Here is a 12,107-nt window from a genome sequence, read left to right as displayed (position 1 = left end):
TTGAACATGAAACAACTAATCGTATTGCTCTTACTTTTTTGTGGTTTTATAGCAACGGGTCAAAACTTAGTTGAAAATCCAAGCTTTGAGGATTTCTACGATTGCCCAAATGGCATCAGTTTTTTTCATAGAAATGTAAAAAATTGGACGATTCCTAATAATGGTACAACAGATTATTTTAATTCTTGTAGTGAGAAAATGGGAGTTCAAAACTTCAATGGTTATCAAAAAGCTAGGACTGGAAATGGCTATGCTGGAATATATGCGTATTTTAAGAAAGACTATAGAGAATATATTCAAGGTACCTTAAAATCTACTTTAGAACGAGGAAAGAAATATCAAGTAAAATTCTATATCAGTTTAGCAGAAAATTCAAGATACGCACTTAAAGAATTGGGAATGATGATGACTTCCGAAAAATTCAATGCATCCAAAAGTAAAACAAGTATCAATGCAAGAAACTTTGCGAAACGAATTCCTAATTTAACATTTCGACCAACTTTCCACAAAGAGTTTTACGATAACGACAAAGACTGGATGGAGGTTTCCTTTGTGTATACTGCACACGGTTTTGAAAATTACTTTGCTATAGGAAATTTTAATACGAATGCCGACACTAAAAAAAGTAAAGCTAGACAAACTAAATATGAATCGTTTTCCTATTACTATATCGATGATGTTTCAATAGAACCCTTAGTAAAAGAAGAAGAGTACGTTAAAAAAGAAACTTTAGAAACGGTTGAAGAACCTACCATTAAAACCAACGAAATCTACACCTTAAAAAATGTATTATTCCACTTTGACAAAGCTGAATTGTTAGAGGAATCAATAGAAGAACTCAATCAGTTATATTCACATTTAAAAAGAAATCCTAATTTTAAGGTGGAAATTTATGGTCATACAGACGCTATAGGTTCAGAAAATAGAAACCAAGAATTATCTGAGCAACGTGCAAAAGCTGTGGCAGATTATTTAATTTTACAAGGTCTAAATACTTCGAGAATAGAATCTTTTGGTTATGGAAGTTCGCAACCTGTGTCTACCAATGACACAGAAGAAGGTAAACAACAAAATAGACGTGTAACGTTTAAAATAATAGACTAGAAATTGGCAAAAAACGACCCTTACGCAGCCTTAAGAATCAAAGAGTTTAATATATTTCTGCTAGTTAGATTTGCCTTGGTGTTTGGTTGGTCTATGCAATTTATTGTTATTGAGTGGCAAGTATATGCATTAACTAATGATAAATTAAGCCTTGGCATCATTGGCCTGTGTGAATTTCTACCGGCATTTTTATTCGCTCCTTTTGCGGGTCATATAGTTGACAAAAAGGAAAAGCGCAACTTATTCACCATTTGTATAGCCTTATTCTCATTGATAAGTTTTGGACTGTTTTGGCTCACTTCAGAAACTATTGAAAGTTCGCTAAAAGTAAACTATATTCTATACTGCATCTATGGTTTAGTGTTTTTTGGTGGTGTTTTAAGAGCCTTTTTTGGGCCTACTATTTTCTCTCTTATTGCACTTATAGTTCCAAAAAAAATATATCCTAATGCGGCAACGTGGAGCAGTAGCACATGGAAAGGAGCCAGTGTATTTGGAGCTTTATGTGGAGGCTTTTTAATTGCTTGGATTGGTGTGCATCATACCCTCGGAATTATATTTCTTTTAGTAATGCTGTCCTTAATCTTAGTTTTTGGTATTAAAAAGAAACCTATTCTCAATAAAAGAACGGACGAATCGGTTTTGGATAGTTTAAAAGTGGGGCTAAAATTTGTCTTCAACGATAAAGTGGTTTTAGGAGCTTTAACCTTAGATATGATTGCTGTTCTGTTTGGTGGAGCTGTTGCTATATTTGCCGTATTTGCAAAAGACGTTTTAGACGCAGGTCCCAGAGGATTCGGGTTTTTAAACGCTGCACTTTCTTCTGGAAGTATAATTACCATGGTGGCTACCACCTATCTTCCGATTACACGAAACACGGGAAAAAAACTTTTAATTTCAGTGTTTTGTTTTGGAATCTTTATGATTGTGTTTGGAGCTTCAAAACTATTATGGCTTAGTCTTATTGCTTTATTTTTATCTGGTGTATTTGATGGAGTATCTATGGTGATTCGTCAAACGATTCTTCAACTTAAAACTCCAGATGACATGAGAGGACGGGTCGGTGCTGTAAATTCTATGTTTGTTGGGTCTTCTAATGAGCTTGGTGCGCTTGAAAGTGGTATTGCGGCAAAACTATTTGGTGCTCCTTTAGCGGTAATTCTTGGTGGTACAGTAACGCTTATTACTGTGACAACCATGAGTATTAAAAACACTTCTTTACGCGAACTCGATCTCTCTAAAGATATTGAGGAACACGAAAAAGATGGAGTGTAAAATCACTTTTAAGCCTTGTCAATTTTACTACTTTTGCCATCAAACTTTTAATAGTTCATTTTGCATGATTCTAAAACTGCTTAAAATAGCATTGGAAAAAGATATCGTTATCTCTTCAATTAAAGTCGCAATAGTAGTGGGTTGTATTTTAAATATTATCAACCAAGGAGACTTGTTATATCATCTCAATTTTGAAAAAGTAAATTGGTTAAAACTTGGCTTATGCTTTGTGGTGCCTTATTCTGTATCGACCTATGCTTCTGTTAAAGTAAAAACAGGACGGAATTAATATTTCTTCAGCTCAAATTTTTCACCATCAAAAACACCATAAGTGTAATAGTGAATCCAGTCGCCTAAATTAATATATTTAGAAGTTTTATTTAATTGAATTTCTAAAGGTAAGTGTCTATGACCAAACACAAAGAAATCACGATGTTTATCTTGTAGTTTACGTTTACAATACGCCACTAACCATTCATTATCCTCACCTAAAAATTTAGCATCATCATCACCTGAAATCATTTTGTTTTTTACAGACATATATTGCCCGATTTTAATCCCAATATCGGGATGCATCCATTTAAAACACCATTGAAAAAAAGGATTTGTAAACACTTTCTTCATGCGTTTGTAGCCTTTATCTCCCGGACCTAAACCATCACCATGACCTACAAAAACGGTTGTTTGGTTAAACGTAAATTCTTCAGGTTTATGGTATACCGTAATTCCGAGTTCTTCTTCAAAATAGCCACTCATCCATAAATCATGATTGCCTACAAAATAATGAATTGGAATCCCAGAATCACTAATTTCGGCTAGTTTCCCCAGCGTTCTTGTAAATCCTTTAGGGACGACGGTTTTATATTCAAACCAAAAATCAAAAAGGTCTCCCATTAAAAAAATCGCAGCGGCATCTTCTTTTATTTCGTCTAACCAAGCCACAAATTTTTTTTCACGTGGCTTTGACGCTTCAGATGTTGGAGCTCCTAAATGGTTATCGGATGCAAAATAGATTTTTTGCCCCTTAGCGATTTGTATGTGTTTAGATTTATGCATTGTCACTAGCATACCATTCTGCGTAAGAAGACGCTGTTTCAGACAATCTTAAGGAATGTAGTTTTATGTTTTCTGGTAAACGGTTTTTAATTTTTTTAGCAAAATCAATAACCATCATTTCACTTGTAGGTTGGTAATCTACCAACAATACATTGTGGTCTCTATCAGCTAATTCTTTAGCCAGCTCCACGTGAGGTGTGTTCTTGTTAAAAACGGTAGCATGATCAAAAACATCAACAATTTCTTCCTTTACGATTTTCTTCAGATCACCAAAATCAATCACCATGCCGTATTTCACATTTGAAGTATCAGCTATTGGAGTACCAATAACCGTTACGTGTAAATTGTAACTATGGCCATGCACATTTTTGCACTTCCCATCGTAACCGTAAAGGGCGTGGCCTGTTTCAAAAGAAAATTGTTTTGTTATGCGAATTTTGCTCATGTAGTTCTAAATTATCTTGCAAAGATATTATAAATGTAAAAGGAATGGCTTTTTAGATTACATTTGCGCACTTTTTTTAAATATATTTTGAAATATGATTCTATTAAATTTCTTTAGAAGTCACGGTGAATAGCCTTTTTGAAGCTATTCCGTTTGTTGAAAATCCGCTTTATGAGCGAATAATTTCAGACATTTCATCGCAAAAATATAGTATTGTTGATGATTTTTTTTCAGAAGATGAAGTGATTGCTTTGCGGCATTCATTGCTTCTAAAATATGAAGAAGATGCTTTTAAAAAATCGGCAATTGGAAATAAAACCAATGCATTGATAAAAAAAGCAGTCCGTGGTGATATTATCCTTTGGATTGATGAACATGTGGTAAATACTGCTGAGAAATTATTCTTTAATAAAATCAACGATTTAAAAGACTATCTTAATCGTACCTGTTTTCTCGGGATTAATCAGAAAGAGTTTCATTATGCAATTTATCCTAAAGGCACTTACTATCAACGTCATTTAGATACGTTTCAAAATGATGACAGACGTCGATTGTCTTTTGTATGTTACTTGAATAGTGAGGATTGGCAACCTAAAAATGGAGGAGAATTAGTACTTTATTTAGATCGCGAAGACCAAGTAATTTATCCTTTTCCTGGGAAAATTGTTATTTTTGAAAGTCAAGAATTAGAGCACGAAGTAAAACCTGTTAATACCCAAAGACTAAGTATTACAGGTTGGTTAAAAACAAGATAAAGCTGTATTAACGTCTTTTATATTTGTTATAAAAAAATACAATTATTAGAACTAACCCTAATAAAAGGAATAAGCCGTTTCCGCCTAAAAAACTTAGAATATCCATACTATTCGTCTTTAAATCTGTTTTTGTTATATCTATAAATTAAAAATGCTATTATAACCAATACTACAAATGGTAAGAGTGTACCAATAAAAACACCAATACTATAGGCATTATCTGGCGCATTCTTTAATTTTTCGTCTATATTAACGTCTTGTAAAAGTGTTATTAGAAAGCTCATTTATAGAATTTAAAATACGAATCAAATTTAAGTGTTTTGCGCTAGAGGAATAAATGTTTTTCTAAATTTTATAATTAGAGGCAAACCACGTGCTACCATCCAAAAAGTAAAGGCAATAAAAATGCCATACAATTTATAGTCCAACTGATCGGTTAAAAATATGATAGGAATAAAAACGACTAAAGTTGAGAATAATAATACGTTTCTTAGATATTTCATTTCTCCTAAACCTTTAAAAACTCCGTCAAAAATAAAAGCTAAGGCGCATAGCGGTTGCATGGCTAATATTATCCAAAAGATCTCATAAAACTTAGATAATACCGCTTGGTCATTACTAAAAAGTCGCCCCAAAGGATAATAGATAACGGCTCCGATGGTTCCAATTATAAGTCCAACGATAATACCGTACTTAATTAATTTATTACTAAGAGCAATTAGGCTTTTATAATCTTTTGCACCCAGTAATTTTCCCGATAAAATATTACCAGCACTGGCATAACCATCAATTAAGAAGGCTCCTAAAAACCACAAGTTAATAGCAATGGTATATGCTGCAATATAACTACCTCCGTATTTTGTGGCAAAACTAGTACCGAAATACAGCGCAATATTCAGAGCAATGGTTCTTACAAATAAATTAAGAATCATTAACGTAAAACGTTTCATTTCAGGATTGAAAGGAAATTTTACAATCAACGGAATGTCGGTTTTTTTTAATAAATAATACGCAGAAAGTAAGGCCATAATAAGTTGTGCAAAAACGCTGGCATAAGCTGCTCCTTCAATGTGCATAGCTGGAATAAAACCTTCTATGCCATAAACTAAGATAACATCAAAAATAATATTTGCTGAAGCTCCAGAAATAGCTATAAGCATGGGAAAATACGTGTTTTGAAGTCCTCTAAACGTTCCAAAAACAGCAATAGTGAATAAGGTAAATGGAAAGCCAAAGACACGAATGCGGTAATAATCTACGCTATAATTTAAAATGGCACCATCGGCATTATAAAGCTTAAAAATATGTGACGCTAGCGGATATGTCACTGCGATAATTAAGAGGCTTAAGGTGGTAATAACAAAAATAGCTTGACCAGGAAGATTTTTTACAGCTTCTATATTTCCAGCACCCAAATATTGAGATATTATAGAAGAGATAGCGCTTCGTGTTTGTCCTAAAACCCAAATTAACATGGATAAAAATGTGGTTACAATACCTACAGCGGCTAAAGATGTTGTGGCATTGGCTTCCATATTTCCAATAATGGCCGCATCTGTTAAAGACAAAATAGGCTCAGACACACCTGCAATTAATGCCGGAATCGCTAATTTGTTAATTTGTTTTAAGGTTATAGAAGTACTCACAATACTAATTCGTAACAATGAAAAGGAAAATCACTTTGCTTTGGAAAGTAAATATCTCCTAATCGTTTATAACCGCGAAGTTCGTAAAACTTTTGGTTTCTTTTGTTTTTTGAAAAGGTATCTAATCGAATAGAACTATAGTTATTGTCTATTGAAAAATGTTCCGCAAAGTCCATAAGCTGCTGGGCATAACCTTTGCCTTGATATTTTGGATGAACCGCTAACCGATGAATATAAATATTGTTTTCGTTAAGGGTTAACCATTTTATAGGTTTATATTCGGAATCCATAAAGGTGGAAACAACAATGCATCCAACGATATTAGACTCTTTTTCTAAGACATAAAGTTCATTTCGTTTTATATCGTTTTTAAAAGCCTCAGCATTTGGATAGTGCGCATTCCATTGAAAAATACCTTTATCTATCATCGATGTTGCACAGGCTTTTGTAATTTCTAAAATAAATGTAATATCTTTTTCTTCTGCTAAACGAATCATTATATTGTTTACTTTTACAATCGTAAATGTAATTATAATTTGGGGATGTAGCTCAGTTGGCTAGAGCGTTTGACTGGCAGTCAAAAGGTCGTCGGTTCGAGCCCGATCTTCTCCACAAAAGCGTGTTTAGTGCACGCTTTTCTCAGTTATAAACTTTAGTATAATTTCTACCACCAATTTTAATTCGTTAGTCAGATCTTTTTTATCCCAAGGGTGCTTGGTGTTAAATACATGATCAGCATTTTCGACAATGGTGAGTTGGCTATTTGGCTGCCATTGATGCAAAGCTTTAGCTTCACTAATATTTACCGAAGAATCTTTATCACCATGAAGAATTAAAATAGGAATTTCAATCTGTTTTATAGCAGCTTCTATGTTAAGGCTATTTTCATTAGCTTTAAAATCTTCAAAAAATTGATAATAATGAGGCATTTGTTGTTTGGTTCTTCCATTTACAACATATTTAACGCCTTCTTCTTTCCAAGTTTTAATAGCTTCTTCAGTACCAAATCTATTTTCAAAATTACTTACACTGGCTAATGTTATAAGTTGTGCTATTCTTGTATCTATTGAAGATTTAAGTATGGCAATACCTCCACCACGACTGTGGCCTATCACACTTATGTTATTAATGTTTATAGTTTTATTAGATGCAAAACGATTTTGAGACCAAGTTATAACAGCGTCCAGATCTTCTAATTCTTTGGAGTAATTGTTATTTCCGAAAGCTTCTAAGTCTGGAAAATCAATTGGGTTTTCCATTGTGCCTCCGTTGTGTGAAAAGTTAAATTTTATAAAGCAGCAGCCCAATTGTGCAAACATTTCTGCCATGATGTTCCAAGCTCCCCAATCTTTAAAACCTTTATAGCCATGACAAAATATAACTATTGACTGGTTGGTTAGATTTTTGGAATAGAAGGCATCAATAAGTATTGGTTTTTTAGTCTCTCTTTCTAATATTATGTTTTTCTCAATTGTCATCAGTCAAGTTCTTTTTCAATAAAATTAAGCTTAGAATTACAAATTTCAGAAATGAGTTTCTTGAGTTCTATTTCAAAATTATCTAAAGTTTCATCTGTTATTAAGTGATCTTTCTTTCTGGAGTGCGATGAAGGCTTTTTACCAAATTTCAGAAAGCCTTCATTTAGATTTTTAAATGAAATAATTCCGGCTTCTATCGGTAATTTTATACGGTTATTTTGTCGCATCATATAAGCGTAACATAAAATCTGAAATGGCTTACTGTACTTAATGTAGTCCGTAGTGATATCTTCCCAATCGACTATTTCAACCTTATTCTGTTCGACTTTGCCAGACTTATAATCAATAACACGTACCACACCATCAAACATATCAACTCTATCAACTTTACCTTTTAGTTTAATCGGAAAATCTAATCCGTCTATGGCAATGTCTATACTTTCATCTGATTCTATAGATAAAATTTTTATTTCACGACCTTGATTAAGGCTTTCTATTTCTAAGTTTAAAAAATTTAAAATATAACGTTGGGCAATTTCAAAAATGATAAGATTTTTTCCTTGTGAGAATCCTCCTTTATTGTATAAGTTTTCAAAGTGCTTAGTCACCATAGCTTTAGTACATTTTTTGAAATCCTTAAGGTGATCTACAGTTAATATGGAACCCTCTAATGGTTTGTAAAAATCTTCAAGCGAATTATGAATCACGGATCCTAACGTATTCGCGGCGATGTTTTCTTCAACCTCATCGAATTCTTTAATACCTAATATTTTATCGTAATAAAAATCTATTGGGTTTCTAATGTAATTGGTTAAGGACGATGGCGAATACCCTTTACCAGACAATTCTTTTATTTGCTCAATAACCGAAGGTGTTTTAATTATTTCAGTTAACTTTTGTTCTATAATTGGAACATCGGGTGATATAATTCTACTTTTAATATCATGAATACCTTCGACTTCTAACTGTGTTAAAAAACGACTTTTCTCACCACCTTTTAGAGCATCAATTTCTGTATTATACAAGATATACACGTTTTTTGCACGTTGTAAAAGTCTATAAAAGTGGTAGGTATAAACAGCATCCTTCTCCTTGAATGTCGGTAGATGATTTTCAATTTTTACATCGAACGGAATAAAAGAATTATTGGTTTTTCCCGAGGGCAAAATCCCTTCATTGACAGAACTAATAATAACGGTTTCAAAATCTAGAACACGCGATTCTAACATTCCCATAATTTGAAGACCTTCTAAAGGTTCTCCTTTAAAATCTAAAGTTTCAGAACTTAATAATTCTCTGTAAATTGATTGTAATGCTACAATGGATTTTAAATATTTATAAGTTGATTCTAATTGAGAAAGTTGGTTAAATAACGTATTAAAACGATATAAATATTCTAACTCTAAACTGTGGTTTTGTTTATCATCTTCAAAATTCCATTTCATTTTCAAAATAAGTTCCGAACAATGTTCTAAAGCTTTTCTAGGATTATCATTCCAGGAACTGAAGAGTAAATCTATAAGTTTTGAATGCGACGTTGTAAGCTGATTTAGCTCACCTACTGTCATGTACACAATATTGTTTTTTTGAATATATGCTACAATATCTTCTGAAACATTACTGGTTTCAGCATCAAACAGCGGGTAAATAGATGGGTGAGATAAAATTGAGATAACATCCTTATAGTAAAACTGTTTCGGATTCGTTTTATGGATACTTAATAATTCTTCAAAAAAAGAAGCTAATGGAACAAATTGCAAAGGTAAACCCATGGTAACATTCAACTTTGTGATGTGATTAGGGATTGAATTTAAAACTGGTAGTAATAAATGCTCTTCTCCTAAAACCACGGCAATGTTAGAGACATTGGAATCTTTTTCTGTTAGTTCATCTAAAAGTTGCCCAATATATTTTGCTTGTCCAACTAACTTAGGAATTCCGATAGCCTCTATCTGCTTGGGCTCCGTATAGTGCTGAGTTACCCAATTAAAAGATTGTGATTTAAAATAATTCCATTTTGATCTGTGTTGTCTTGTAAACCAACCAGCATCATGTACATTATCATCAATAAAAGCTTTATCTATATCCCAATAGATATGTGCTAAATCATTTTTTAACAAGCCTTGAATAATCTGAGATTCTGCAGTGTTTAAAGCATTAAAACCGAGGAAAACATGTGTCATAGCTTTACTGTTTTCCATGTAAGATTCTAAATTATCCACGGCTTCTCTATAAATTAAACCTTGATAGCCTTGTTTAGACGTTAACAAATTTTCAGTAAAGGCCGTATAGTAGCTTTTAAGGTGTTTCCAGAACTTTAAATGGTTTTTAATAAGATCTGTTTGCTCTGGCTCCAAAGACCAATGATTAAGCTCTTTTATAGCTTTTAGGTAATCGAAAATATGATCTTGTGGTATAAGGTAACGATCTATTTCATTAAAGTCTTGCAGTAGTATTTGTGCCCAAGTAGAAAAAGATTCAAAAGACTCTTGGTCTTCTTTACTTGTTAATGAAATATACGTCTCGTACAGTCTAAATATTAAATCTGTATTAGGTAGGTTTTGTAAACCAGAAAGTTCTTCAACAAATTCTTCACTACTCAGTATGTGAGGAGCAAATATTGGATGATCTATTAGTGTAGAAAGGTGATGTTTAAGAAAAACACCAGCGCGTTTACTGGGTAAAATAAAATAGAGATCTTCTAGGTTTAAGCCTTTTTTCTGAAGATCTATAAGTACAGATTTTATAAAACTTATCATTTTATAAAAATAAAAAACGCCCCGAATATCGGAGCGTTTTTTTTATATATTTTAGATGTGATTAGTTTTTCAACTTCACCTCTACACGTCTGTTTTCTTTTTTACCAGCACTTGTTCTGTTGCTAGCGATAGGATTAGACTCTCCGAAACCAGCAGCTGTTAATCTCTCTGAACTAATACCATTAGCGATTAAGTAATCTCTAACTGCATTCGCTCTTCTTTCAGATAAAGCCTGGTTCATTGATTTAGATCCATCAGAATCTGTGTGACCTTCTAAAGAGAAGTTAGCTTGTGGATATTCTTTAAAGATCGCTACCATTGACTGTAATACTTGGTCAGTTTGCTTTTGGAAAGTTGCTTTACCAGAGTTAAATAAGATAGATCTAGAGTACTCATTTAAAGTATCCATTACTTCTTCAGTTGGCTTAACTTCAGGACAACCGTTGTTTGCTACTGTACCAGCTTCGTTAGGACATTTATCATCTTTGTCTAACACACCGTCACCGTCAGTATCTGGCCAAGGACATCCACTATTTGCAGCAGGACCTGCTTCGTTAGGACAGTTATCATCAGCATCAGAAACACCATCACCATCAGCATCTGGACAACCAGCTAAAGTTTTTAAACCAGCAACGTCTGGACATTTATCATCTTTATCCATTACACCGTCACCATCAGAATCAGGACAACCGTTAAACTCAGCTAAACCAGCAGTATTAGGACAATCATCTTTAGAATCTTGAATACCATCGTTATCAGAATCAGGACAACCATTGAAGATCTCTAATCCAGCTTCTTCTGGACAAGCATCGTCTTGGTCATAAACACCATCACCATCAGTATCAGTACCACCAAACTTAAAAGTAAGACCTACTGAATGTTGGAAATGAGTTGGTAAATAATCTTCAAAAGCGTGCTTATAAGTAGATTGAACATCTAAACCTAATTTTTCAGAAAACCAAACTTTAAATCCTAAAGTTCCGTTTACAGTTCCAGCTCCGATGTCATCAACCCAAGTGTAACCACCACCAACACCTAAATAAGGGTCAATTGTTTTAGAATTAATGATATCCATAAAGCTATAAGAAACTCTACCGTCTAAACCGTAATATGTTAAATCATCAACATTATTAGTTGATTCTTCTCCAGTAATTGGATCAAAGTTAGAACCAAATTTATCTATTCTGTTGATAGACCCTTTTGCAGTAAATGTAAAACCATCACTCAAATACCTTGATACAGATAGTGTTGAAATTGAAGGAAGTATGTTCCAATGATCAGATACATTGAAATACTCGTCAAAATATTCTCCTTGAGGTGTGTCTTCTCCTACTGGGTAAAAGTCAACTGCGTTGGCTCCAAAAGTAATGGCCCATGGATTGTTCTTGTCTTGTGCATTAGATGTGCTAAAGCTTGCGATAAGCACTGCGACAAAAAATAATCTGCTAAGATTTTTCATATTCTAATTAATTTAATTTTAAGTGTTAATTGTTGGCAAAAATAAGTTGTTATACTGTATAAACAAAGACAAATATATAAAAATATTGCAAAAATGCCCTAAAATAGAGCGTTTGAGTTAATTTTATGTC

Annotated in this window: 12 protein-coding genes and 1 tRNA gene; 5 read left to right on the top strand and 8 right to left on the bottom strand. The window is 33.2% G+C overall.

Features of this window, described 5'->3' with window-relative positions; genetic code table 11:
- The first annotated feature begins 6 nt into the window (after nt 1-6).
- The 3 genes from C8N41_RS03615 to nrtS all read left to right on the top strand — a co-directional run bounded on the left by C8N41_RS03615 (nt 7) and on the right by nrtS (nt 2,668).
- Complete coding sequence (locus C8N41_RS03615) at nt 7-1,104, top strand: OmpA family protein (protein ID WP_115838253.1); 1,098 nt, start codon at nt 7-9, stop codon at nt 1,102-1,104.
- A 3-nt stretch (nt 1,105-1,107) separates the two neighbouring features.
- Nucleotides 1,108-2,379 (top strand): MFS transporter, encoded by a 1,272-nt coding sequence (locus C8N41_RS03610; protein WP_115838252.1) that lies wholly within the window; start codon nt 1,108-1,110, stop codon nt 2,377-2,379.
- Nucleotides 2,380-2,443: 64 nt separating this feature from the next.
- Entirely contained in the window at nt 2,444-2,668 is a 225-nt protein-coding gene (nrtS, locus tag C8N41_RS03605; RefSeq protein ID WP_092445697.1) for a nitrate/nitrite transporter NrtS, read from the top strand.
- Here nrtS and C8N41_RS03600 read toward each other — a convergent pair.
- Both C8N41_RS03600 and C8N41_RS03595 read right to left on the bottom strand, forming a co-directional pair.
- A complete protein-coding gene (locus C8N41_RS03600; RefSeq protein WP_115838789.1) occupies nt 2,665-3,417 on the bottom strand; it encodes a UDP-2,3-diacylglucosamine diphosphatase in 753 nt (250 codons plus the stop codon). The genes nrtS and C8N41_RS03600 overlap by 4 nt on opposite strands.
- Before the next feature lie 10 nt (nt 3,418-3,427).
- Complete coding sequence (locus tag C8N41_RS03595) at nt 3,428-3,880, bottom strand: 6-pyruvoyl trahydropterin synthase family protein (protein WP_115838251.1); 453 nt, start codon at nt 3,878-3,880, stop codon at nt 3,428-3,430.
- Between the two features lie 125 nt (nt 3,881-4,005).
- Between C8N41_RS03595 and C8N41_RS03590 the strand changes: the two genes are divergently transcribed.
- On the top strand, nt 4,006-4,635 hold the full coding sequence (locus C8N41_RS03590; RefSeq protein WP_115838250.1) for a 2OG-Fe(II) oxygenase: 630 nt from the start codon (nt 4,006-4,008) through the stop codon (nt 4,633-4,635).
- 107 nt (nt 4,636-4,742) lie between these two features.
- On the opposite strand, the gene C8N41_RS16895 is transcribed toward C8N41_RS03590, so the two are convergent.
- From C8N41_RS16895 to C8N41_RS03580, 3 genes are read right to left on the bottom strand one after another with little or no spacing between them, the layout of a single operon-like run.
- Complete coding sequence (locus C8N41_RS16895) at nt 4,743-4,919, bottom strand: hypothetical protein (protein WP_170137082.1); 177 nt, start codon at nt 4,917-4,919, stop codon at nt 4,743-4,745.
- Between the two features lie 27 nt (nt 4,920-4,946).
- Entirely contained in the window at nt 4,947-6,281 is a 1,335-nt protein-coding gene (locus C8N41_RS03585; RefSeq protein ID WP_092447754.1) for an MATE family efflux transporter, read from the bottom strand.
- Nucleotides 6,278-6,778 (bottom strand): GNAT family N-acetyltransferase, encoded by a 501-nt coding sequence (locus tag C8N41_RS03580; protein WP_092445702.1) that lies wholly within the window; start codon nt 6,776-6,778, stop codon nt 6,278-6,280. The genes C8N41_RS03585 and C8N41_RS03580 overlap by 4 nt, the downstream gene beginning before the upstream one ends.
- 41 nt (nt 6,779-6,819) lie before the next feature.
- Between C8N41_RS03580 and C8N41_RS03575 the strand changes: the two genes are divergently transcribed.
- Nucleotides 6,820-6,893: transfer RNA gene (locus C8N41_RS03575), tRNA-Ala, on the top strand.
- A gap of 11 nt (nt 6,894-6,904) precedes the next feature.
- On the opposite strand, the gene C8N41_RS03570 is transcribed toward C8N41_RS03575, so the two are convergent.
- From C8N41_RS03570 to C8N41_RS03560, 3 genes are all read right to left on the bottom strand, one after another.
- On the bottom strand, nt 6,905-7,759 hold the full coding sequence (locus C8N41_RS03570) for an alpha/beta hydrolase family protein (protein WP_115838249.1): 855 nt from the start codon (nt 7,757-7,759) through the stop codon (nt 6,905-6,907).
- Entirely contained in the window at nt 7,759-10,518 is a 2,760-nt protein-coding gene (locus C8N41_RS03565) for a PD-(D/E)XK nuclease family protein (RefSeq protein WP_115838248.1), read from the bottom strand. Before C8N41_RS03565 ends, C8N41_RS03570 begins: the two co-directional genes overlap by 1 nt.
- A 61-nt stretch (nt 10,519-10,579) precedes the next feature.
- Entirely contained in the window at nt 10,580-11,977 is a 1,398-nt protein-coding gene (locus C8N41_RS03560; RefSeq protein WP_115838247.1) for an OmpA family protein, read from the bottom strand.
- Nucleotides 11,978-12,107: the final 130 nt, after the last annotated feature.

It is taken from the genome of Winogradskyella sediminis, from assembly GCF_003387355.1.
Classification (GTDB): Bacteria; Bacteroidota; Bacteroidia; order Flavobacteriales; family Flavobacteriaceae; genus Winogradskyella; species Winogradskyella sediminis.
This window is presented reverse-complemented; position numbering and strand designations above follow the sequence as displayed.